16 protein-coding genes are annotated in these 23160 nt (G+C 62.6%); 8 read left to right on the forward strand and 8 right to left on the reverse strand.

The genetic code is table 11. The annotated features are described in order from the left end of the window. Positions 1-26: 26 nt before the first annotated feature. Complete coding sequence (locus tag ACJ8IJ_RS00180) at positions 27-485, reverse strand: YbaK/EbsC family protein (protein ID WP_176325917.1); 459 nt, start codon at positions 483-485, stop codon at positions 27-29. Between the two features lie 168 nt (positions 486-653). On the opposite strand from ACJ8IJ_RS00180, the gene ACJ8IJ_RS00185 reads away from it, so the two are divergent. The 5 genes from ACJ8IJ_RS00185 to ACJ8IJ_RS00205 all read left to right on the forward strand — a co-directional run bounded on the left by ACJ8IJ_RS00185 (position 654) and on the right by ACJ8IJ_RS00205 (position 5752). Then, positions 654-1079: a DUF2231 domain-containing protein gene (locus tag ACJ8IJ_RS00185; protein WP_197753118.1), complete on the forward strand. Its 426-nt coding sequence runs from the start codon at positions 654-656 to the stop codon at positions 1077-1079. 10 nt (positions 1080-1089) lie between these two features. After that, the gene (locus tag ACJ8IJ_RS00190) at positions 1090-2391 is read left to right on the forward strand and encodes a PQQ-dependent sugar dehydrogenase (protein WP_286094168.1); all 1302 of its coding nucleotides are present in this window, start codon (positions 1090-1092) and stop codon (positions 2389-2391) included. 365 nt (positions 2392-2756) lie between these two features. After that, positions 2757-3158, forward strand: a complete 402-nt coding sequence (locus ACJ8IJ_RS00195; protein ID WP_442518141.1) for a DUF2946 domain-containing protein — start codon at positions 2757-2759, stop codon at positions 3156-3158. Positions 3159-3382: 224 nt separating this feature from the next. Beyond that, the gene (locus ACJ8IJ_RS00200; protein WP_442518142.1) at positions 3383-5449 is read left to right on the forward strand and encodes a TonB-dependent copper receptor; all 2067 of its coding nucleotides are present in this window, start codon (positions 3383-3385) and stop codon (positions 5447-5449) included. Positions 5450-5590: 141 nt separating this feature from the next. Beyond that, positions 5591-5752 carry a hypothetical protein gene (locus ACJ8IJ_RS00205; RefSeq protein ID WP_442518143.1) on the forward strand — a complete coding sequence of 54 codons (162 nt, stop codon included), beginning with the start codon at positions 5591-5593 and terminating at the stop codon, positions 5750-5752. Between the two features lie 19 nt (positions 5753-5771). Here ACJ8IJ_RS00205 and ACJ8IJ_RS00210 read toward each other — a convergent pair whose 3' ends face one another. After that, complete coding sequence (locus ACJ8IJ_RS00210; protein ID WP_442518144.1) at positions 5772-6665, reverse strand: LysR family transcriptional regulator; 894 nt, start codon at positions 6663-6665, stop codon at positions 5772-5774. Positions 6666-6749: 84 nt separating this feature from the next. Between ACJ8IJ_RS00210 and ACJ8IJ_RS00215 the strand changes: the two genes are divergently transcribed. Further along, the gene (locus ACJ8IJ_RS00215; protein WP_049188906.1) at positions 6750-7526 is read left to right on the forward strand and encodes an NAD(P)H-dependent oxidoreductase; all 777 of its coding nucleotides are present in this window, start codon (positions 6750-6752) and stop codon (positions 7524-7526) included. A 15-nt stretch (positions 7527-7541) separates the two neighbouring features. Here the strand turns inward: ACJ8IJ_RS00215 and ACJ8IJ_RS00220 are convergent, their stop codons facing one another. After that, positions 7542-8192, reverse strand: coding sequence for a LysE family translocator (locus tag ACJ8IJ_RS00220; protein WP_075201139.1), 651 nt, complete (start codon positions 8190-8192; stop codon positions 7542-7544). A 91-nt stretch (positions 8193-8283) separates the two neighbouring features. After that, positions 8284-8838: an NAD(P)H-dependent oxidoreductase gene (locus ACJ8IJ_RS00225; RefSeq protein ID WP_131164679.1), complete on the reverse strand. Its 555-nt coding sequence runs from the start codon at positions 8836-8838 to the stop codon at positions 8284-8286. Between the two features lie 101 nt (positions 8839-8939). On the opposite strand from ACJ8IJ_RS00225, the gene ACJ8IJ_RS00230 reads away from it, so the two are divergent. Continuing rightward, complete coding sequence (locus ACJ8IJ_RS00230) at positions 8940-9299, forward strand: winged helix-turn-helix transcriptional regulator (protein WP_004937947.1); 360 nt, start codon at positions 8940-8942, stop codon at positions 9297-9299. 4 nt (positions 9300-9303) lie between these two features. Here the strand turns inward: ACJ8IJ_RS00230 and entS are convergent, their stop codons facing one another. From entS to fes, 4 genes are read right to left on the reverse strand one after another with little or no spacing between them, the layout of a single operon-like run. Next, entirely contained in the window at positions 9304-10587 is a 1284-nt protein-coding gene (gene entS / locus ACJ8IJ_RS00235) for an enterobactin transporter EntS (RefSeq protein ID WP_442522405.1), read from the reverse strand. Between the two features lie 58 nt (positions 10588-10645). Beyond that, positions 10646-19156: an amino acid adenylation domain-containing protein gene (locus ACJ8IJ_RS00240; RefSeq protein WP_442518146.1), complete on the reverse strand. Its 8511-nt coding sequence runs from the start codon at positions 19154-19156 to the stop codon at positions 10646-10648. A 50-nt stretch (positions 19157-19206) separates the two neighbouring features. Then, complete coding sequence (locus ACJ8IJ_RS00245; RefSeq protein ID WP_004937955.1) at positions 19207-19431, reverse strand: MbtH family protein; 225 nt, start codon at positions 19429-19431, stop codon at positions 19207-19209. Between the two features lie 29 nt (positions 19432-19460). Continuing rightward, on the reverse strand, positions 19461-20768 hold the full coding sequence (gene fes / locus ACJ8IJ_RS00250) for an enterochelin esterase (RefSeq protein WP_442518147.1): 1308 nt from the start codon (positions 20766-20768) through the stop codon (positions 19461-19463). A 200-nt stretch (positions 20769-20968) separates the two neighbouring features. Between fes and ACJ8IJ_RS00255 the strand changes: the two genes are divergently transcribed. Beyond that, a complete protein-coding gene (locus tag ACJ8IJ_RS00255) occupies positions 20969-23158 on the forward strand; it encodes a TonB-dependent siderophore receptor (protein ID WP_442518148.1) in 2190 nt (729 codons plus the stop codon). Positions 23159-23160: the final 2 nt, after the last annotated feature.

Consider the following 23160-nt stretch of genomic DNA (forward strand, 5'->3'; position numbering starts at 1 on the left):
CATAATTGTGACATCGTCACTTAAAGTTACCCCGTCACGTCAATCCACTCCGCTCCCGTGATGCCGGCCAGCCGCTGCGGCGCAATTCTCACGCCTGAATTATCGCTGCCGCCTGCCGGAAGCACTTCACTGTAGCTGCACAGGCTGCGATCGCAGTAAACTCTCACCGTTGCCGGTGCGGCAAAGGGGCAAACGCCGCCGGGCGGATAGCCGGTCAGCGCCTCCACCTCCTCCGTCGGCAGCATACGTGCCTTTACGCCAAAGAATTGCTTGTACTTCTTGTTGTCGATTCTGGCGGTTCCCGCCATTACCAGCAGCACCACATCGTCGTTAACGCGAAACGAAAGCGTCTTGGCGATCTGCCCGCTCTCCACGCCAAAGGCTTCTGCCGCCAGCGCCACCGTTGCGGTGTTCTTTGCCAGCACCGTCACCGTCGTCTCCGGTGCGTGCTCGGCCAGAAAACGCTGAACGCGTTCTATGCTCATGCCCTGCCTCCTGATATTGCTAAGCCATTGATAATGCCGAAGTGATGGTTTCGGTTTTAACATCGCATGCTAAAAATGAGAATCAAAATTGTTCAAATCGGTGAATCTGAACAAAGCTTTAAGGGGCCAACGCCTTTTTTATCTATCATTTTTCATGGAGATAACCGTATGACCACGCAAACGACAGCAAGGCCTTCAACGGCCGCGGTGGCCGTCTATGAATGGCTCAATCCGATACCCTATGGATTTTTTACCGCGGCGCTCATTTTCGACATCATCTATGCCTGCACGGCGAATATTCAATGGGTCAATGGTGCCAGTTGGCTGATCGCCATCGGCCTGATTTTTGCCATTATTCCCCGGCTGATTAACCTGGTGCAGGTGTGGTTCGGCAGCGGCCGGCTACAGGGCTCATCGGTCAAGCTCCATTTCTGGCTGAATCTGTTGGCCATCGTTCTTGCCATTATCAACGCTTTCGTGCATAGCCGGGATGCGTATGCCGTGGTGCCGCAAGGCCTGGTGCTGTCTGCGATCGTGGTCGCGCTGCTGAGCTTCGCCAACATTCTGCTGGCCGTGAGCGCCCGCGCAAAATAAGGAGGTTTTCATGAAGCTATCATCCATCGCGATTGCGCTTTCGGCCGTGTTGGCGCTGGCCGGCTGCGATAACAGCGCCGTCATTTCGCCGGAACAACAAATGGGGCCGGATCCGGCGTTGCCGGCGGCGCAAGACTTCCTGATGCCACCGATGCAGGTGCCAAAGGGCGTGGGCTGGCAGCAAAACCAGATGCCGAAAGTCGCCGAAGGCTTGAAAATCGACAAGGTGGCAGACGGTTTGCTGCACCCGCGTCAGTTGCTTACCCTGCCCAACGGCGATGTTTTGGTGGTGGAGGCCAACGGGCCGGGCACGGAAGCGGTCAGCACGCCCAAGCAGCTGATCGCCGGGTTGGTTAAGGGCAAGTCAGGTAAAGGGGGAAAAGGCGGTAACCGCATCACCCTGTTGCGCCCAACCGCCGACGGCAGTTGGGAAAAGCATGTCTTCCTCGAGGGGCTCGATTCTCCGTTCGGCGTTCAGCTGATTGGCAACACCCTGTATGTGGCCAACACCGGCAATATCATGCAGTACGTCTATCAGCCGGGCGAAACGCGCATCAGCGATCCGGGTAAAGAGCTGGCCGATCTGCCGGACACCATCAACCATCACTGGACCAAGGCCTTGCTGGCCAGCCCGGACGGTAAAAAGCTGTATGTCGGCGTCGGCTCCAACAGCAACATCACCGAAAACGGCCTGGCCGTAGAGTACCGGCGCGCCGCCGTGCTGGAAGTGGACACCGCCTCCGGCGCCAGCCGCATCTTCGCCAGCGGCCTGCGCAATCCGACCGGGCTGCAGTGGGAACCGCACAGCGGCAAGCTGTGGGCCATCGTCAACGAGCGTGACGAGATCGGCGCCGATCTGGTGCCGGACTACCTGACCTCGGTGCAGGACGGCGGCTTCTACGGCTGGCCTTACAGCTATTTCGGCCAGCACGTCGATCGTCGGGTACAGCCGGCGCGGCCGGATCTGGTGGCGAAAGCTATCAAGCCGGACTACGCCCTCAGCTCGCACGTCGCGCCGCTGGGGCTGCTGTTCTACACCGCGAGCGCTCTGCCGGCCGACTATCGCGGCGGCGCCTTTGTCAGCGAGCACGGCAGCTGGGACCGCTCGCCGCTGAACGGCTACCGGGTCAGCTACGTGGCGTTTGAGCAAGGCAAGCCGGTCGGTAAACTCAAAGCGGTGGTCACTGGCTTTGTCTCCGACGACGAGAAGGAACTCTATGGCGCACCGGTTGGATTAGCGATCGATAAGGCTGGCGCCCTGCTGATTGCGGATGATGTGGGCAACACCGTTTGGCGCGTCAGCGCGAAGTGAAGTAGGAAGTCAATGAAGGGAGTTGCCTATCGGCAACTCCCTTGTTGTTAAACGGTTTTATTTCAGCTGGTTATGTTGCACTAGCTCATACTCGATGAAAGCGTTGATCATTGCCAAATAAGTTTTCTCAATAATTTCTTCGGGCAAATTGAAGTGTATTCCATTATTCCTCCTTAGCTTGTATTTATTTTAAGCGCTTGTCCGATAATATATTCATCAACAGGCCGTTGACCAGAAATAAAAGGTTTTAACATTTCGACATAAACCAGTACAATTCCCTCCCCTGTGTTAACCCTTTTTTTAGGTTGATTGTGTCGTTAATTCAGCCCCATGCATCGCGAAATCGGGCCGCCGCCTGGTTAGGGATGTTTGCCATTCTGATGTTGTTCATTGCGCCGGTGGTCTCGCGATCCCTGGAGCATGCGCGCGCCGGAAGTGCTGGAACGACCGTCATGGCGGATTGCGGCATGGATATGCCGATACATCACGAGATGCACTCGCCGCCGCCTGAACCTGAAAAAGCCGCGCCGCCGCTGATGCAGCACGGCGGCGGCCACCACAACATGGCGATGATGATGGACGACAGCGCCTGCGGCTACTGTGTGCTGTTGTTGCATGCGCCGCTGCTGGACGTGAGCCACGCCCCGCTGTTCTGGTCTCAATCTCTGGCTTCACGCCCGCCGCCGACTCATTATCTCGTTCCCCTGTTTGCCCACGTCGTCCATACCGAATTACAGCCGCGCGCGCCGCCCGTCTCTTTCCTCTGATTTAACAATAAGCCCATTGCCGTTCTCTGTATTGCCGTTGATCGCTTCAACCCGGCGGAATTAATTCGCCCAATGGTTAATCATCGAGACGACATTATTAGCCCGGTTATTTCCACGTTCAGGGAATTAACCCCCGTATTTACCGATGGTGATTTTCGCCAGGCCTCCCCGCGCCTGAATAATCCCTCGGCCAAGAACGGAAAAAGTTAGCTTAAGGAAAGATGATGTTTAAACCCGCTTATAAAAAGAACGCCGCCACCCGCGCCATTACCACCGCCATGCCGCTGTTCCTGCTGGCCGGCCACGCGGCGCAGGCGCATCAGCACCCTACCGACACACAGGTTAATGATGGCGACGTGATCACCGTCACCGCACCACTCTACTCTCCGCTGACCATCGTGACGTCACCGAAAACTCCGCGCCAGCCGGTGCCCGCCAGTGACGGTTCGGACTATCTGAAAACCATTCCCGGCTTTTCTCAGATCCGTAACGGCGGCACCAACGGCGATCCGGTGTTCCGCGGCATGTTCGGTTCGCGGTTGAAGATCCTCACCGACGGTTCGGAAATGCTGGGCGCCTGCCCATCGAGAATGGACGCGCCCACCTCTTACATCTCGCCGGAAAGTTTCGATCTGCTGACCATCACCAAAGGGCCGCAGACGGTGCTGTGGGGGCCGGGATCGTCGGCGGGTACCGTGCGTTTCGAACGTGAACGCCCGCGCTTCGACAAGCCGGGCATCAAGGGCAGCGCCAGCGTGCTGACCGGCTCCAATGGCCGCTGGGACGAGAATATCGACGCCAGCCTCGGCGCTGAGCAAGGTTACTTGCGGGTGATGGCCAACAAATCCCGCGCCAACGATTATCAGGACGGCACCCATACGCGCGTGCCGTCGCGCTGGGACAAATGGAACGGCGATCTGGCGCTCGGCTGGACGCCGGACAACGATACGCTGCTGGAAGTGACCATGGGCCGCGGCAACGGCGAAGCGCGCTATGCCGGCCGCAGCATGGACGGTTCGCAGTTCAAGCGCGAAAGCCTGGGCATGCGGGTGGAAAAATCCAACATCGGCGAGGTGCTGGATAAGCTGGAAGCGCAGGTCTACTACAACTACGCCAACCACGTGATGGACAACGTCACCCTGCGCTCGCCGGGCAGCGGCGGCATGGGTGGGCACGGCGGCCATGGCGGCATGAGCATGGGCGGCCATGGCGGGCATATGATGTCCTCCGGCATGACGATGCAGCTCGATCGCCGCACCGTCGGCGGCCGCGTGATGGGCACCTGGCAGTGGCAGGACGTGAAGCTGGAAAGCGGCCTGGACACCCAAACCAACACCCACCGCAGCATGAGCCGCGGCAGTTGGGAAAAAGACGCCCAGTTCAACAGCTACGGCGCCTTCAGCGAACTGACCTGGTCCACCAGCGAACAGGATAAACTGATCGGCGGCGCGCGTCTCGATCGCACCCTGGTGGAAAACTTCCGCAACGGCGGCGATGCGGAGCGTTCAGACACCCTGCCGAGCGGCTTTATGCGCCTTGAGCACACGCTGGCCGAGCTGCCGCTGATGCTGTATGCCGGCGTCGGTTATACCGAGCGTTTCCCGGATTACTGGGAGCTGTTCTCGCCGAAGCTCGGCCCGAACGGCAGCAAGGATCCGTTCTCCAGCGTCAAGAGCGAGAAAACCACGCAGCTTGATATCGGCGCGCAGTATAACGGCAAGCGCTTCAACGGTTGGGTCTCCGCTTACCTGGGCCGCGTCGATGATTTCATCCTGTTCAAATACGATCCGCACAACGCGCGCCTCAGCCAGGCCGACAACGTCAACGCCAACATCATGGGCGGCGAAATGGGCATGGGCTACCAGCTGAGCGAACACTGGAAAACCGACGCCAGCCTGGCCTACTCCTGGGGTAAAAACACCCGCGACGGCCGCCCGCTGCCGCAGATCCCGCCGCTGGAAGCGCGCCTGGGGCTGACCTACGAGTACGGCGACTGGAGCGGCACCGGCCTGTGGCGTCTGGTCAGCAGCCAAAACCGCGTGGCGATCAACGAAGGCAACGTGGTGGGCAAAGACTTTGCCGAAAGCGCCGGCTTCGGCGTGCTCTCCGCCAACGCCGCCTACAAGGTGAATAAAAACGTCAAGCTGAGCGCCGGTCTGGATAACATCCTGAACAAGACCTACAGCGAGCACCTCAACCTGGCGGGCAACAGTGCCTTCGGCTATTCGGCCAACAGCGCGGTGAATGAACCGGGCCGCACCCTGTGGGCCAAGGTTAACGTCACCTTCTAAGCTATTCACCGGGCGATGGATAACCGTCGCCCGGTCAGGCGATATGCGATCCGGTTCTTAGGATATGAGTTTTAAGTTTTTCCCATTCGGTTAGGCGGCGATTACTATCATCCTCAGGTTAATCATTGCCCCGGAGGGAATATGCAAAAGATCACTCGTTTTCTGGCCCTGCTCGGCGAGCTGATGATCGAAAAAGCCGAAGACACCGCACCACAGGCTGTCCAGCCTGACGATCGTGACGACGCGTTGCCACCGCGCCTTGAGCGTGGCGTTCCGCTGGCCGACCGCTTCCTGTTCATGTAATTTCCCGCGCTGTTTCCGCTCACACTGAACGCACGATATGTTCGCGCAGCCACTGGTGAGCGGGATCCCGATGCGATCGTTCGTGCCACAGCATAGTCATTTCAAAACCCGGCACCGCCAACGGCGGCTTGAGTTGCTGCAATAAAGGGTGGTTGCGCGCCAGCCGCTCCGGCAACATCGCCACCAAATCGGACTGCGTCAGTACCGAGATCACAAAGAGAAAATGCGGCACGGAAAGCACCACGCGCCGCGTCAGCCCCACGTCCGCCAGCGCCTGGTCGGTGATGCCGTAGAAACCGCCGCCGTCCGGCGAGACCATCACCTGCTCCAATTCGCAAAATTGCGCCAGCGTCAGGTTTTCATGCAGCTTAGGGTGACCGACTCTGCCCACCAGCACATAGCGTTCACTGAACAGCGTACGCTGACGCAGACCGGGCGGCGCCCCTTCGCGGGTGTGAAACGCCAGATCGATCTCTCCCTGTTCCGCCAGTTTGGCGATGCGTGCCGGCGCGGTTTCCAGCACCGCCAGCCGGGTGCCGGGCGCCGCCGAGCGCAAACCGTTCAGCGCCGGCAGCACGATGGTGGATTCGCCATAGTCGAAGGCAGCCACTCGCCAGGTATCGGTCGCTACGGCGGGATCGAACGGCGTGGCCGGCGCCACCGCCAACTCAAGCGCCGCCAGCGCCTGACTCAGCGGTTCCCGCAGCTGTTCCGCTCTGGCGGTCGGACGCATGCCGCGCGGGCCGGGCAGCAGCAGTGGATCGTCAAAGATCGCCCGCAGTTTGGCGAGATGCACGCTGACCGCCGGCTGAGAGAAATTGAGCCGCTGCGCCGCGCGCGTGACGTTGTTCTCCGCCAGCAGTGCGTCGAGCGTCACCAGCAGATTGAGATCCAGCCGCCTTAAATTATTCATGGTTATACCTGGGATAATAGTAATTCATTTCTAATATACCTTGTGACGCCCTAACCTGCAGCTCTCACCCCAAGGAGTGTTGTTATGAATGTATTGATTGTTTACGCCCACCCAGAGCCACTGTCGCTGACCGGTTCACTGAAAAACTTCGCCGTTGAGCGCCTGGCGCAGGCCGGCCATCAGGTCCAGGTGTCAGACCTGTACGCCATGAAGTGGAAAGCGGCGATCGACGCCGATGACAGCCAGGAAGGCGCATCAGGGCCCCGTTTCGATCCTTCGCTGGATTCCCGGCGCGCATTCGCCAACGGCGTGCAAAGCGCCGATATTGAACGGGAGCAGCAAAAGCTGCGTTGGGCGGACGCGGTGCTGCTGCAGTTCCCGCTGTGGTGGTTCTCGATGCCGGCGATCCTGAAAGGCTGGGTCGATCGCGTCTATGCCTATGGTTTTGCCTACGGCGTCGGTGAACATTCCGATACCCATTGGGGCGACCGTTACGGCGAGGGTATGTTGGCGGGCAAACGGGCGATGCTGATCGTCAGCGCCGGCGGGTGGGGATCCCATTACGCCCCGCGCGGCATCAACGGGCCGATCGACGATATTCTGTTCCCTATTCAGCACGGCATGCTGCATTACCCAGGCTTCGAGGTGCTGCCGCCGTTCGTCACCTACCGCGCCGGTAAGACCGACGAGACGCGCTTTGCCGAACTGTGCGAGCAGCTCGGACAGCGGCTCGATAACCTGTGGCGCACCGAGCCGATTCCGTTTCGGCGGCAAAACGCCGGTGACTACCTGATCCCGCAGTTGACGCTGAAAGCCCATCTGGCGCCGGGGCAAGACGGCTTTAGCATTCACCTGAAATAGCGCGAGCCGCTCCCCTTATCGCGGCGCTGACACAGCGCCGCCCCCAAGGAGGAGTTTGGCGCCCAATCCCATCATGACCACGCCCGTAAATCTCTGCTGCCAGACCAACAAACGGGGATTGCGGGCGAGCCATTGCCCCACGGTGCCGGAGGCCATCGCGACAGAGCCCAGTGAAAGGATCCCGGCCAGCTTCTGAATGGAACCTAAAACGAGCAATTGCAACCAAACCGGCCCGTTTTCTGGGTTAACAAACTGCGGCAGAAAAGCAAACATGAACAGCAGCGACTTAGGATTGGTCAGGCTGTTAATTGCCCCTTCTTTCACCGCCTGCCACCCGGTCATCATCCGGGGTTTCAGCACGGCATCGGAACGCTGCCGGCTTACTTTCAGCATTTTTATCCCCAGCCAGACCAGATAGGCGGCCCCAACCCAACGCAATACGTCCAACGCCAGCGGATAAGTATGCAGCAAGGTGGCGAGACCGAGCACCAGCATGGAAACCTGCACCATGCCGGCGACAAAAACCATGCCGAAAACATTGAGCAGCGCGATACGGCGGCCTTGGCCGATACCCCGGGCCAGCGTGAGCATCATGTCCGGTCCGGGAGACAGTTCCAGGAGGGTGAGTGCAACAAGAAAAGCAATAAACGTTTCGGCCGAAGGCATGGGGTTATCACCGGCTAATCATAGGAGACGGTAATCATATTCCTCCCCGGACATTCGCAACAGCACTATCAGGCGCATCCGGGGCGTGTCGTTAATTCAGGCCGGCGAGAAATGCCCGATAGCCCTGCGCGCTGCTGTCCAGCTCGTGCTGCTGAACCTGCTCTGCCGCCCCGTCCGAAGCGGCTTCCTTGCCGTAAAAGGCAAAGAACGAAGCATAGTCGGCCCGCACGTAACCGGCGGTGACTTCAAACGGCCGGAAGATTTCCTCCAGCGAGTAGCGATAGCGCCCTTCACGCGCGTAATCTTCTGCGCGCACGCCCGCCGTGACCGCCAGCGCCAGTTTCTTGTTCTGCATCTTATAGCCGCTGCGGGAACCGTAGGCCCAGCCGTAGGTGAGCACGTCGTCCAGCCATTTTTTCAGCAGCGGTGGGCTGCTGAACCAGTAAATCGGGAACTGCAACACGATGTTGTCATGCGCTTCAATCAACTGCTGTTCTTTGGCGACGTCGATCTGCCAGTCCGGATAGGCCTGATGCAGTTCGTGCACGGTATACAGCGCCGGATAGCGGCGCAGTTCCTCCAGCCAACGTTTGTTGACCACCGAGTTCGCCATATCGGGATGGGTCACGACCACCAAGGTTTTCATACTGAGTTCTCCAGTCAGGTGTTTCGACGCATCTTAGGGTATGCTGACAGAATGTAAAATACGCACACTCACGACACATACTTACCCTGGAGAAAGTGTAAATGACCGCCGAATCCCGCTGCAGCCCAACGGGCATCAGCCTCGAAGACACCGGCTATGGCTATACGCTGTCGGTGATCAACGGCAAATACAAAATGATTATTCTCTACTGGCTGGCGCTGTATAAGCCGGTATTGCGCTTCAACGAACTGCAGCGCTGTATCGGCACCATTTCGTACAAGACGCTCAGTTCGACGCTGAAAGAGCTGGAAAAAGATCGGCTAGTGGTGAGAAAGGAGTATCCGCAGATCCCGCCCAAGGTGGAGTACAGCCTGTCCGAGCGCGGGCGTTCGCTGATCCCGGTGATCGACATGATGTGCCACTGGGGGGAACAGCACCGGCCGGAACCGCCGGTGCCATAAGGGGCTAGTTGTCCGCCGCCGCTGAGGTTGCCGGAGCGGGTTCATCGTGCTCGACCAACGCGTCTGCCGGCCGGCACTGGCGCAGCGTGCGCACGCTGCAGGCCACCAGCACGCCCAACAAGGCGGCGAACGCACCGAACGACAGCACGCTCATCAACGGGGTGAACACCCTGCCCAGAACGCCGAGCCCCAGCGCGCCGATCGAATCGCCGGTCACGTCCTGTGCGGTGCCGAGGCTGTTCACCCGCCCCAGCAGATGGTCCGGCGTGTTGCTCTGGATCAGCATGAACTGCAGAAGTGAGGCGATGGCATTGGCATAGCCGTAGCACACCAGCGCCAACAGCGCCGGCGCCAGATGGCTGAACAGCCCCAGCGATGCGATGGCGGTGAACGCGACGATAGCGGCGGCCAGGATCAGCACGCCAGGGCGAGAGAAACGCCCCACCCAACCGCTGGTCAGCGCGCCCAGCATCGCACCGAGCGGCACTGCGGAGTACATCAGGCCAATTGAGGAGGCCCCGACGTGGTAAGCGTCCTGCGCCAGCGCCGGGAACAGCACCCTGACGGCGCCGACGATGCTCATCAACATCCCCAGCAATACCACCGAACCCACCACCTTATTGCGCCAGACAAACTGGAAACCGCTGCCGAGCGCGCGCAGCGGGTGTTCCGGCTCCTGCTGCTGCGGCAGCAGCGTCGGCAAGCGCACCAGCGGCACAAGGGTGCCCAGCGTCCCGGCCGCCGCGACGGCGAAAGCGAGACCGACGCCGCCGAACACGATGATAATCCCGCCCAGCGCCGGCGCCAGGATCGCGCCGATGCGCACCGTCACCATGCTCAAGGCCCCCGCCGCCGCCAGGTTTTCACGCCCGACCAGCAGCGGGATCACCGCCATCAGCGCCGTCATGCCCAGCGCGCCGAAGAAGCCGTCCCAGGCTGCCAGCAGGTAGAGCGCCCACAGCGAAGGCGCCGGGGCGAAGGCGTTCAGACTCAGGGCGACAAAACCCAGCCCACAGGTGCCGCGCGCGAACAGGATCAGCTTGCGGCGATCGTAGCGATCGGCGAGTACCCCGCCCAGCATCAGGCCGATAAACATGCCCACCCCGTCCAGCGCTACCGCCACGCCCACCTGCAACGTGGAGCCGGTCATCGCCTGGATCTGAATCGGCACCCCCACCGCCAGCATGCCGAGTGAAAACACCGACAGCATGCGGGCGCAGAAAATCGCGCGAAAATGCGCATTGCTTCTCAGCAAACTGAAATCAAGAAAAAAAGAAGGTCTGGCCATAGTGTCCTGCATATCATGTTTTAGTACGGGCCGTGGCGCACGCCCCGGCCCGGTTGCGTTATACCAACCCGTATTGCCGCGTCAGCAGTGAATGCAATAGCGGCCCTAGCGTCTCCAGCGAGGCCGGCGACAGGATGTCTGCGTGCTCGCAGCCTTGGTGATGGCAGATCAGCCCATCCAGATACGGCGCCCACATGGCGTTGATATCCATCTCTGGCGGCAGCGTCCGGTCGGCGACGAACAGCGTCGCCGTGCCGTGGAAACGCTGACTGCGCGCCTGAGAAAGAAGGCGCACCGCATCGCGGTAGTTGGCGACAATACTGTCAAACATCGCCGCCTTCTCCGCCATCAGCGCCGGATCGCCATGATCTTCCGCCATAAACTCGGCCTGCTCCTGCGCCACCTCCTTCTGCGCCTCCTCCTCGGTGGGGCCGGTCCAGTCCTGGCCTTCCGGCGGATAGGTATCCAGCATGCCGAGGAACGCCACCTCCTCCCCCTGCTGCTGCAGACGCGCGGCCATCGAATGCGCCAGCGTGCCGCCGAGCGAATAGCCCAGCAGGTAGTAAGGCCCCTGCGGCTGCAGGCGGCGCAGAGTGGCGAGATGACGATCGACCATCTGCTCAATGTCTTCGCAGGTGGCGATGGCACCATCCGGCCTTGGCGACTGCAGGCCGATGATCGGGTAACTCCCCGGCAGATACCGGCTCAGCCCCGAGTACTGCCAGGCGAAACCGGAAGCCGGGTGCAGACAGAACAGCGCCGGGCCTTGGCCGGCCCGCAGCTGCAGGCATTCGCCGACGCCGCGGCTTTCGGCCGAGTTGGCGGCCTGCGCGTCATCAAGCAGATGCGCCATCTTCTCCAGGCTGCGGGCGAACATGATTTGCCCGACGCTCAATGGCCGAGGGACGCGCCGCCGCAATTCCGACGCCAGACGCATCGCCAGCAGCGAGTGGCCGCCCAGTGCGAAGAAGTCGTCGTCGGCGTACACGTTTTCACGGCCCAGCAGTTCCCCGAACAGTGCCGCCAGCAGGCGCTCGCTGTCGCTGTGCGGCGCGCGGCCGCTCTGCGGGTTCAGCTGCGGCCGCGGCAACGCCTTGCGATCCAGTTTGCCGCTGGCGCTGAGCGGGAAGCTGTCGGTCATGACATAGCTGACCGGCATCATATGCGCCGGCAAACGCGCCTCCAGCGCCTGATGCAGTACGGCGGTATCCAGCGTCACGCCCGGTTGGGCGATCAGCCAGGCGACCAACTGCCGCATATCGGCGCCGCCCAGTCCCGTCGCGCCCTCGCCCAGTTCGATGGCGTGCACCGCCGCTTGCGCTACCCCCGGCTGCGCCAGCAGCGCCTGCTCGATTTCACCCAGCTCGATGCGCTGGCCGCGGATCTTCAGCTGATCGTCGCTGCGGCCCAAATACTCGACGCTGCCGTCCTCCAGCCAGCGGGCGATATCGCCGGTGCGATACATGCGAGCGCCGTTGCCGGCGGGATCGGCGACAAACCGCTGCGCCGTTAATCCCGGCCGATGCAGATAGCCGTCGGCCAGCTGAATGCCGCGCAGGTAGAGATCGCCGGCGCAGCCGACGGGCACCGGCCGCAGCATGGCGTCGAGAATGCTCAGTTGGGTGTTCCAGACCGGTTTGCCGATCGGCACGCCGGCGCCGCTCACCGCCGCCAATGCCTCGCCGGACGCCGGTTGATAGGTAACATCAACCGCCGCCTCCGTCGGGCCATACAGGTTATGCAGCGGCGCGGCAACCAATGCCTGATAGCGGGAAGCCAGTTCACACGACAACGCCTCGCCGCTGCAGAACACGCGTTTCAGGCTGGCGGCGGCGCGCTGCGGCGCCCGTTCGTTCAGCGCCTCAACCCAGATAGCCAACATCGACGGAACGAAATGCAGCGTGGTCACGCCATAGTCGTCGATCAAGGTCGTCAGCGCCTGCGGATCGCGGTGCGCCTCCGGCGGCGCCATCACCAGACGCGCGCCGACCATCAGCGGCCAGAAGAACTCCCAAACGGAAACGTCGAAGCTGCACGGCGTTTTCTGCAGGACCACGTCCTGCGCATCAAGCGCATACTCATGCTGCATCCAGAACAGACGGTTGACGATCGCCCGGTGATTCACCACCACTCCTTTCGGCCGCCCGGTCGAACCGGAGGTATACAGCACGTAGGCGGGATAATCGCCGTTCCCCGCCGGTGGGCACGGCGCAGGCACACGCCCGCTGTCATCCAGCGCATCGAACCGCAGCGTCGGCGCCAGCGCGGCGAAGCGGGCATCCAAGGTGCTCTCGGTGATAATCAGCCGTGGTTTGGCGTCCTCCACCATGTAGGCCAGCCGCTCGTCCGGATAGCCGGTATCCAGCGGCAGCCAGGCGGCGCCGGTCTGCACAATCGCCGTCAGCGCCAGGCTGAGGCGCACGGAACGCGGCAACGCCACCGCGACGATATCGCCCGGCTGAATGCCGGCCGCCGTCAGCCGTTCGGCCAACAGCGCGGCCTGGCGCTGCATGTCACGGTAGCTGAGACTGTGCCCGGCGTCCTGCAGCGCGATGCGTTCCGGCGTGCGCCGCGCTTGATCGGCGATCGCCTGATGCAAGGTGGTGTCCGCCACCGCCTGCCCGGTGCGGTTGACCGCCGCGACCAGCGCCTGCTCCTGCGGCGTTTGCAATTGCCAGCGCGGCAGCGGCAGATCCGGCTGCGCTATCCATTGTTGCAGCAGCGCCATCAGCCGTGCGGCGAAGCGTTCAGGCTGCGGCACCGAATCGCGGTACTCCATCAGCAGACGCAGGCGCTCGCCCGGCAGCACCAGCAGCGTCAGCGGATAGTGGGTATAGCCTTTGTTACGGATGGCATCGCAGCGCAAGGAACCTGCGCCGCCAAGCAAGGCGTCGTTGTCCGGGTAGTTTTCCACCACCAACAGCGTGTCGAACAGCGTGCCCGCCCCGGCCAGATGCTGGATCTCCCCCAAGCCCAAATCGTCGTGCTCCAGCAGTTCAATCTGCCGATGCTGCAGTTCGGTCAATTGATCCGTCAACGAACGGTCATGCTGCAGACGAACCCGCACCGGCAGCGTGTTGCTGAACAGGCCAACGTGTTCCTCAATCCCTTCTATCTGGCCAAAGCGGCCGGAAACCGGCGAGCCGAACACCACGTCCTGCTGGCCGCAACAGCTGGCCAGCTGCAGCGCCCAGATGCCCTGCATCAGGGTATTGAGCGTCAGCCCGCGTTCGCGGCACAGGGTCAGCAAGCGCCTTTCCTCGGCCGGCGGCAGCGTCATTTCCAGCTCATGCACGCGATCGTTATGCGATTCACCGAACAACAACGTCGGGCGCACATCCTGCAGCGTCTCACGCCAGAGGCGGCGCGAGGCGTCGGCATCCCGCGCGGTCAGGCGGCGCACGATATCGGCGTAGTTCGAGCGCAGCGGCGGCAACGCCTGCTCGCCTTCACGCAGGGCCAGCATCAGATCGTTGAGCACCACCGGCGTCGACCAGCCGTCGACAATCAGATGGTGTGCGTTAAGGAACAGCGTGTAGCGTTCGCTATCGCCGTGTTTGATCCGCAGCGCATGCAGCATCGCGCCCGGCTGGTTAAACAGATCGCGCTGCAGCTCTTCCTGTTCCAGTTCATGCAGCGCCTGCGCTTCTTGCTCTTCGGACAGCGGCGGCAGCTTACGGCTGTCCAGCGGCCAATGGCTTTCCTGCGGTATCAGCTGCAGCGGTTCGCCCTCGCGGTTGAACCGGGCGGCCAGCTGCGGATGGCGGCGGATCACCGCATTCAGCGCTTGCTGGAGTTGATGTTCGTCCAGCTCGCCGCAGAGGCTCAGGCGCGTCAGCGAGTTATAGCTGCCGCCCTGCTGCGCCGTCTGCGCATGGAACAGCAGGCCATGTTGCAACGGCAACAGCGGCAGCGCCGCGGCCAACGGCCCGCACTCTTGCTCCCAGGCGCGCACCGTCTCATCGTCAACGTTCGGCTGGGCGATCTCGGCCGCCACCAACGTTGCCGCCGCGCGTTCGGGATGACGCTCGGCAAACTCGCACAGTGAACGCACCGCTTGCTCTATGCCGCTGTGCAGCTGCGCAATGTCGCTCTCGCTGAAAATCGCCTCCAGCCAGCTCCAGTTGATCGCCAGGCAGGCGCCGTCGCGCCGCTCTTCGACAAAGATATTCACCTCCAGGCCATACGGCAGCGCCTGCTGCGCATCCTGCGCCACGGCGAAGGCGTCGCGGAAGCGGGTTTGGCTGCGTTGCGGCGTCCAGTGCCCCTCATCCTGGCTGAAACGCCCGAGGTAGTTGAATAAGATCTCCGGTGCATTGCGCTGCGCCAGCGCCGCCAGTTCGTCACGCTGCGGATGCAGATAACGTAGCTGGCCATAACCGACGCCGCGATCGGCCACCGCTCGCGTCGCCCGTTTCACCGCACGCACGGCCTCATTGTGCTCAGCGTCATGCAGTTCAATGTGCAGCGGATACTCCGCCGTCAGCCAGCCGACGGTGCGGGCCAGATCGAGTCCGTCGTCCAGTTCGGCGCGGCCGTGCGACTCCAGAGAGAAACGCAGCGAAGCGGCCTGGAAACGGCGGCGGCAGGCCTGAGCCAGCGCGCACAGCATGATCTCTTCAACCTGCGCGCGGTATCCCTGCGGCAATGTGCCGAGCAGCGCGGCGGTCAGCCGGCTGTCGAGCAGCGTGCGTTTTTCCGATACGTCGCCAGTGCGATCGCTAAGCGGATCCAGCGCGCGTCGCCCCAAACGCGGTGCGCCGTCCGCCAGCATCCGCCGCCAGAACGGCAGCTCGGCTTCCCGGCGTTCAGCGTCGGCTCGTAGGCGTGCAGACCACTCATAGAGCGAGGTTTCTTCCGGCGGCAATGTGATCCGCTGCCCCTGCATGGCGCTGTCGGCCACCTGCCGCAGCTCGTCGAGCAGGATGCGCCAGGAAACGCCGTCGACTACCAGGTGATGGATCGCCAGCACCAGCCCCAGGCTCTGCCCGTCGCGCTGCAACAGGATGCCTTGCATCATGGTGCCTGCAGCCGGTTCGAGATGGTCAAGTGCGGCATCAAACGCCTGTTCCGCCGCTAACTCCAGCTCACCGGATACGTTATGAACCTGCATCAGTTCACCGCCGGCGGCGGTTTCAACCACCAACTGCCCCTCGCGGATCCACGCGCCCAGCGCCGGGTGCGCCGCACGCAACTGCTCCAGTGCATAACGCAGCTGTTCCGGCTGCAGCTCAGCAGGCACGCGCAGAAAAACCCCGTGCGCGAAGCGACGATGCATATCGCCCGTCTCGGCAAACCAGTGCAGGATCGGCAGCCCGTCGATCGGGCCTTGTTGCACGCTGCGTGCAGCCTGAGAGTCTACGGCCAGCGGCTGCATCGCCTGCGCCATGCGCGCGGGGGTGTGCAGCGCGAAGATCTCGCGCGGCCGCAGCAGATACCCTTTGCGCCGCAGGGCGGTGCCCAGCCCCATCGCCGAGATGCTGTCGCCGCCGAGCGCGAAGAAATCGTCGTCGGCGCCGATGCGATCCATCCCCAGCAGCTGCGCCATGGCGCCGCAAATCAGCCTTTCCTGCTCGGTGGCCGGCTCGCGAATGCTTTGCGCCAGCGTCTCCTGCGGTTTGGGCAGCGCCTGGCGGTCAATCTTGCCATTCACGTTAAGCGGCAGCTCCGGCATCACCACCAGGATCGCCGGCACCATATAATCCGGCAGACGCTGCGCCAGCTGCCCCAGCAGTTCGCTTTGCAGCGAGGGTGAGGCACGGCGCGCGTCATCCTGCACCGAGCAATAGCCGATCAGGCGATAGGTGGCACCGATCGGCTCGGCGATCGCTACCGCCCGCCCCACGTCCGGCAAGGCGGCCAAGGCGCTTTCCACCTCACCCAGCTCGACGCGGAAGCCGCGCACCTTGATTTGGTGATCGGTCCGGCCAATGAACACCAGCTGGCCCTCCGCGCTCCAGCGCATCAGATCGCCGCTGCGGTACATCACCTCGCCTTCGGCGAACGGATTGGCGACAAAGCGCGCCGCCGTCAGATCCGGGCGCCGCAGGTACCCGCGCGCGATGCCTTTGCCGGAAATGTACAGCTCGCCCGCCGCGCCGATCGGCACCGGCTGCAGGCGGCCGTCGAGCAGCCAGACTTCGGTATTGGCGAGGGGACGGCCAATCACCGGCTGTTCGGCGGCCATGACCGGCGCGCCGAGGGTATCGACGGTGTATTCGGACGGGCCGTAATAGTTGTGGATCTCCACCTCCGGATGCTGCTGCATCAGGTTCCACAGCGTCGGCGTTGCCGCCTCGCCGCCGATCATCACGAACGCCGGCAGCGGGAACTGCCCCTTCAGCAGGCCGCAGTCCACCAGTTGCGAGAAGAATGACGGCGTGATGTCCAGCAGATCGATCGGCGTCTGTTGGGTTTGTTCGAGCAGCGCCCAGGGATCGCGGCGCAGCTCCTCATCGAAGATGACCAGTTCGCTGCCCATCATCATGCAGAACAGCGGTTCCCAGGAGGAGTCGAAAGAGAACGAAGCGGTATGGCCGGCGCGCAGGCGGCGCCCATAGCGAGCCTGGAATTTTTCGATCGCCGGGCCAAACAGCGAGGCCTGATGCGACAGGAACAGGTTCAGCAGCCCGCGGTGCGTGGACATCACGCCTTTGGGTTTGCCGGTCGAACCGGAGGTGTAAATCATATAGGCCAGATGCGCCTCGTTCAGCGGCGCACGCCGTTCGGCATCCGTTATCGGCGCAGCTTCGGCGGCCGCGCAGCGCGCCAGGCACGCTGCGTCGTCCAGGCACAATACCTGTGGCAGATCCGGCATATTGGCCTGCGTAGCGCGGTGGGTCAGCAACATCGCCGGCCGCGCGTCGTCGCACATCAGCGCCAGGCGTTCACGCGGGTAATCCAGATCGAGCGGCATATAGGCCGCGCCGCTGGCCAACACGCCGAACAGCGCGACCAGCGTGTCCACCGAGCGCGGAATGCCGATGGCGACAACGTCTTCCGCGCCGATGCCGCTTTCGATCAGCACTCGCCCCAGCTGCATCACCCGTTCGGAGAGCTGACGGTAGCTGAGGCGCACATCGCCGCAGGCCACCGCCAGCGCCTCGGGCTGCCGCTCAACCTGGCGCTGGAAAGCGTCCATGATTGACACCATGCCCGCCGGCGGCGTCAGATGCGCGCCGCGCCCCCAGGCCGCGAGCTGTTTTAACTCCCCTTCGCCGATCAACGCCAGTTGACCGTTCGGCTGGTGCGGCTGCCGCGCCAGTTGCTGCAGCCAATGGCCGATGCGCTCCGCGTGGTGATGCAAGGTGCGCGGCGAGTATTTGGCCGGGTTGGCCACCAACGACAGCGTCAGCACGCCGTTGCGAAAGCCGATCTCAAACTCGAGATCGGCGACCGGCCCCATCGCCAGCGTATGGGTAACGGCCGCCTGCCCGTCGAAAGACAAGGCGCTGTGGTAGACCTTGACGTTGATCACCGGGCCGTACAGTTCCTGATGGCCGCCGACCAGGCCGAGATCGCGTTTGATCTGCTCCGCTTCATAGCGTTGATGGCGGCGCGCCTGTTTGATTTGCGCCACGGTCGCCTGGCAGACGTCCGCCAGCGACATCTCCGGCGTCACATTCAGCAGCAGCGGCAGCACGTTAACCACCGGGCCGACCGCCGCCAGCGCCTGGGAGCCCATACGGCGCATGAAAGGAAAACCGAGTGAAAAACGGGTTTCGCCGCTCATGCGTGCCAGATACATCGCCAGCGCCGCCGTGACGATATCGGCCGGTTGCAGCGACTGCAGCGCGCCATCGCGCAGCGCTTCGTCAAACAGCGATTCCGGCAGCACCAGCGCCTGTTTGAGCGGCCGGGCGCCCGGTTCAACCTCCCGACTCTCCGTCGATAACGACAGCGGCGACGGCAAATCGCGCAGATGCTGTTGCCAGAACTCGGCCGCCCGCCGGCGCGCCGGCGACGTTTGCCATTGCTCAAACTCTTCCACCACCTTGCCGAACGGGGTAAACGGCGATGCCGCCGGCGACAGCCCGTGACGCAGCGCGCGATAGATATCGGCGATCCGGCGGGTGATGGCCTCGAAGCTGAAGCCGTCCAGGGTCAGATGATGAAAGCGCTGGTACCAGAACCAGCGATCGGCGCTGACGCGGATCACCGCATGGCGATAGAGCGGCCGTTCGCCGTCCGCCGGCAGATCCTGCGCCAGATCGTCGTTCATCAGCGCCAGCGCCGCCTGCTCGGCGTCCGGCCGCGCGCTGAAATCGAACCACTCCGGCGCCTGCACGCGTGCGGGATCGGCTATCAGCGGTAAACGCTGCACCGGCTGGCCGTCCTGCGCCTCAAAGAATCGCGCCTGAACCGTATCCGCTTCGGCCAGCCCCTGACGGATCGCGCGCTCCAGCGCCGAACGATCGATAGCGCCGTGCAGTTCGGTGTAGTGCGCCACGGCGAAGCTGTTGCGGCGCAGCGCGATTTGGTCGGCGATCCAGATCCCCGGTTGCGCAGCAACCAGCGGATAATCCCGATACTCGACCTGAGTATCCGGTAAAGAAAGCGTTTCTGACATGGTGTCTGTCCTTTCCCTCAAACGGAATATATCGATTGACTGCCAGGCGCTTAACGCGCCGCATCCGCCGCTTTCAGCGCCGCCGGCCGCATGTCCTGCCAGTGCGTTTCGATGTAGTCGATGCACTCGCCGCGCGACGCCGGCCCCATCAGCACGCGCCACCCCTGCGGCGTATCGGCAAACTGCGGCCACAGCGAATACTGCTGCTGCGCGTTGACCAGCACGGAGAAACGGAGGCTTTCGTCATCGAACGGGTTTTGTTGTTCCTGAGTCATTTTCATTACCTGTCTGTCAAAATGTGGGATTACTTCATTGCGGAAAGCAGCCGGCGCACGCCGTCCACCAGGCCGCCGCGCCAGCAGAGCGCGTCATGTCCGCCGGAATACACGCGGTAGTCGGCGCGGTGCCCGGCCGCCGTCAGCGCCTGGTGCATCTGGCGATTGACGAATTCGATGTCCGCCTCCCGATCGCCGGCCTGTTGGATCACGGTGAGCTTGGGTGCCGCCGCGTTGCGCTGCCGAACCTGGCGTATCAGCCAGCCTTCCTCCAGTTCGTGGCGTTTTTCGAACTGGGTCACAAATTGCACCGTAGGCCACCAGAAGGAGCCGGACTGGCTCAGCACGTGGCCGAAGCGCTCTGGCCAGTGCAAACCGGCGTATAACGCCGCCAGCCCGCCGTAGCTCTGGCCGGCGACCACGGTGCGCGCCCCAGTCTCGCTGAACGCTTCGCGGCGCTGCGCCTGCGGCAGCAGTTCGTCGATCACCGCCTGCCAGAAGACGGCGTTGCAGGGCAGCTCGTTTTCCCGGTATTCACCATCGATCGCATCGATCAGCAACCAGCACGCGGGCGGCAACTGCCCTTTTGCGGTTTCGTTCTCGATCACCGGCAGCAGCGCATGCCTTTCGATCCAGTTTTGGCCGTCGAGCAGCAGCACCAGCGGGCGGTTCGCTTTCACCGCCGCGTCGCCGCTGGCATACAGCCAAACGCGCCGCTGGTTACCCAGCCGTTCGCTGCGCCACTGAAATCGCTGTAGCTGCGCCTCATCCAGCGGCCGATCGGCGGCCTGCCAGGCGCTTTGATCGTCGGCATCCGGCCCTTGCGCCAGGGATACGGGCCGCGGGCGATGAGACGGCCCCAGCGAGAGCCGATTCAGCGGATCGGCGATCGCCAACGGGAACAGCGATACCCACCAGGCACGTTGCTGGCGGTCGCGTAACGTTTCGTCATCGCTGAAGACGGGGGGCAGGTCTCGCTCGGTAATGGGGATCAGGCTGTAGCTGCCGCGCCAGCGGCGATCGATAACGGCCGAGCCGTACCAAACGTCGGTGCCGGGGAGCCTGGTCAGGCTGCTGGGGGACGTGCTGTGGTGATCGGTAATGCCGTTGATATCGGCGTAAACGCGGCATATCGGCGAGTGCCGTTCATCGCCGGCGGGGTCGCGCCATAGCCAGGTCATTTTGACGTGGCGTTCGTCGAGCGCGTCGACGATGGGCGTGCCCTGCGCGGCAACCTTCTGCCACCACGCGGATTGCCCTGCCGCCTCTTCACGCAGCCATTGCGCCGCCAATCCCTCAAGGTCGTTTCCTGGCCTCTTTTCCGGCAAAAACTCCATAGCGCCCCTTACATAACATGAGTGATTTTTACAAAACCTGACAATCGTATTGATACTCATTATCATTTTCAATACTATTTGTCGGATTTTTACCGTCGTGCACATACGGCGTCTCCGCGTCGACGGGTGAATACCGCTCGCCGATATTTCGGGGTTTATCAGGGTGGCATAACACACAACGCAGGTATGCAGGAGAGATAATGAAGATTAAAAACAAAGGGATAGCTAACGGGAATGCGGAGGCGATGTCCGCCAGGCATCTGTTGCTGGGATCGGCGCTGGCGTTATTGCCCTTGGCGCAACACGCGTCTGCGGCAGCGGACGAAACGATTTTGGTGACCGCCGACGCGCAAAACAGCGTGACCGCGCCGGTCAAAGGGATCGTCGCCAAAGAGAGCGCCGCCGGCACCAAGACCGCCGCCTCTCTGCGCAAGACGCCGCAGTCCATCTCGGTGGTCACGCGCGAGCAAATGAACGACCAGGAGCCGGCGTCGGTCGCCGACGCGCTGAACTACACCAGCGGAGTGATCACCACCTACCGCGGCAACTCCAACCGCAATGACGAAGTGATCAGCCGCGGCTTCCGCTATGCGCCCAAACTGCTCGACGGTCTGCACTTTGGCCTCTCGAGCCAAAATGGCGGCGCCGGGCAGATCGACCCCTGGCTGCTGGAGCGCGTGGAGATGGTGCACGGCCCGGCCGGCGTGCTGTACGGCCAGGTCAGCCCCGGCGGCGTGGTGGTGATGACCAGTAAACGCCCTACCGCCCAGAGCATTCACGAAGTCAAATTCAGCAGCGGCAACCGCCATCTGGCGGAAACGGCGTTCGATTTCGGCGGCAAACTCAACGACGACAACACCCTGTTCTATCGCCTGAACGGTATCGCCAGAACCGAGCACGAGTTCGTCAAAGACAGCAAGCAGCAACGGGTGGCCATCGCGCCGGCCTTCACCTGGCTGCCGAACGAAGACACCAGCTTTACGCTGCTGACCAGCTACCAGAACGATCCGAAAGCCGGGTCGCGCAACTTCCTGCCGCGCGCCGGCACGCTGTTCCCGACCAGCGCGGGCTACGTGCCCTATGACTTCAACGTCAGCGAGCCCAGCTTCAACAAATCGCGGCGCGAGCAGGCGTCGATCGGTTACAGCCTCGAGCACAACTTCAGCGATGCGCTGTCGTTTACCCAGAACCTGCGCTTCACTCACCGCGATGAAGACTATAAATATCTAGTCTATAACGTAAATTCTGACGTTAACGACCACACCGTGACGCGCAGGGCGCAGCATGAAACGCAGATGACCAACGAGTTTGGCGTGGATAACCAGCTGAAGGGCCTGTTCGATACCGGCGAGGTGAAGCACACCGTGCTGGGCGGGCTGGATTACCGCTACAGCCATAGCGATTCGAAGATGTATCGCGATCGCGGCAACGATTACCCGATCGACTGGGCCAATCCGGTTCGCCCCAGCATTGATGGCAGCGCGCTGACGCTGGTTTCCAGCGAATTGAAGACGCTGAATCAGGTCGGGGTGTATCTGCAGGATCAGCTGGAGTGGAATAACTGGAACCTGCTGCTGTCCGGCCGCCAGGACTGGTCGCAGGTCAACACCCGCGATCGCACCGCCGGCGGCAAAGAGCAGACCTACAACGATGCGCAATTTACCGGCCGTGCGGGCCTGCTCTACGCCTTCGACAACGGCATTTCGCCGTATGTCAGCTACAGCACCTCGTTCGATCCTAACCTGTATCCGAGCGCGCCGGGCGCCGATCCGCTCAAGCCGACCACCGGCAAACAGACCGAGGTGGGCGTGAAGTACCAGATCCCGGGCGGCAATACCCTGCTGACCCTCTCCTGGTTCGACATTACCCAGCGCAACGTGGCGTCCTATAACCGTCTCACCTCCGCCTATGAGCAGATTGGCGAGGTGAAATCCAAGGGGATTGAGGCGGAAGTGCACGCTCAGCCGACGCCGGAGATCAAGCTGACCGCCGCCTATACCTACACCGACGTAGTGACCAAAGACTCCAACTCGGCGGACGAAATCGGCCACAGCCCGGCGGGCATCCCGCGCCACGCGGCGTCCGCCTGGGGCAGCTACAGCTTCCTGAGCGGCGCGCTCAACGGCCTGACCGTCGGCAGCGGCGTGCGTTACATCGGCGATGCGCCGGCCGACGCCACCGGCCAGTACGACGTGCCGCACTACACGCTGTACGACGCCATGGTGAAGTATGACCTCGGTCAGGCTTCGTCGGCGCTGCGCGGCGCGGCGCTGCAGCTCAACGTGCAGAACCTGACGGACAAGAAATACGTTTCGTCGTGCAGCGGCGAGTACGCCTGCTTCTACGGCAGCGGCCGCAGCATTATCGCTTCGGTCAACTACCGCTGGTAACG

The sequence above is a fragment of the Serratia sp. CY40230 genome (assembly GCF_052168835.1).
Lineage (GTDB): Bacteria > Pseudomonadota > Gammaproteobacteria > Enterobacterales > Enterobacteriaceae > Serratia > Serratia nematodiphila.

Excerpts from the sequence above, each read along its gene's own strand:
- ACJ8IJ_RS00180 (WP_176325917.1), bottom strand. The coding sequence starts at position 485 with ATGAGCATAGAACGCGTTCAGCGTTTTCTGGCCGAGCACGCACCGGAG.
- ACJ8IJ_RS00185 (WP_197753118.1), top strand. The coding sequence starts at position 654 with ATGACCACGCAAACGACAGCAAGGCCTTCAACGGCCGCGGTGGCCGTC.
- ACJ8IJ_RS00190 (WP_286094168.1), top strand. The coding sequence starts at position 1,090 with ATGAAGCTATCATCCATCGCGATTGCGCTTTCGGCCGTGTTGGCGCTG.
- ACJ8IJ_RS00195 (WP_442518141.1), top strand. The coding sequence starts at position 2,757 with ATGTTTGCCATTCTGATGTTGTTCATTGCGCCGGTGGTCTCGCGATCC.
- ACJ8IJ_RS00200 (WP_442518142.1), top strand. The coding sequence starts at position 3,383 with ATGTTTAAACCCGCTTATAAAAAGAACGCCGCCACCCGCGCCATTACC.
- ACJ8IJ_RS00205 (WP_442518143.1), top strand. The coding sequence starts at position 5,591 with ATGCAAAAGATCACTCGTTTTCTGGCCCTGCTCGGCGAGCTGATGATC.
- ACJ8IJ_RS00210 (WP_442518144.1), bottom strand. The coding sequence starts at position 6,665 with ATGAATAATTTAAGGCGGCTGGATCTCAATCTGCTGGTGACGCTCGAC.
- ACJ8IJ_RS00215 (WP_049188906.1), top strand. The coding sequence starts at position 6,750 with ATGAATGTATTGATTGTTTACGCCCACCCAGAGCCACTGTCGCTGACC.
- ACJ8IJ_RS00220 (WP_075201139.1), bottom strand. The coding sequence starts at position 8,192 with ATGCCTTCGGCCGAAACGTTTATTGCTTTTCTTGTTGCACTCACCCTC.
- ACJ8IJ_RS00225 (WP_131164679.1), bottom strand. The coding sequence starts at position 8,838 with ATGAAAACCTTGGTGGTCGTGACCCATCCCGATATGGCGAACTCGGTG.
- ACJ8IJ_RS00230 (WP_004937947.1), top strand. The coding sequence starts at position 8,940 with ATGACCGCCGAATCCCGCTGCAGCCCAACGGGCATCAGCCTCGAAGAC.
- entS (WP_442522405.1), bottom strand. The coding sequence starts at position 10,587 with ATGGCCAGACCTTCTTTTTTTCTTGATTTCAGTTTGCTGAGAAGCAAT.
- ACJ8IJ_RS00240 (WP_442518146.1), bottom strand. The coding sequence starts at position 19,156 with ATGTCAGAAACGCTTTCTTTACCGGATACTCAGGTCGAGTATCGGGAT.
- ACJ8IJ_RS00245 (WP_004937955.1), bottom strand. The coding sequence starts at position 19,431 with ATGACTCAGGAACAACAAAACCCGTTCGATGACGAAAGCCTCCGTTTC.
- fes (WP_442518147.1), bottom strand. The coding sequence starts at position 20,768 with ATGGAGTTTTTGCCGGAAAAGAGGCCAGGAAACGACCTTGAGGGATTG.
- ACJ8IJ_RS00255 (WP_442518148.1), top strand. The coding sequence starts at position 20,969 with ATGAAGATTAAAAACAAAGGGATAGCTAACGGGAATGCGGAGGCGATG.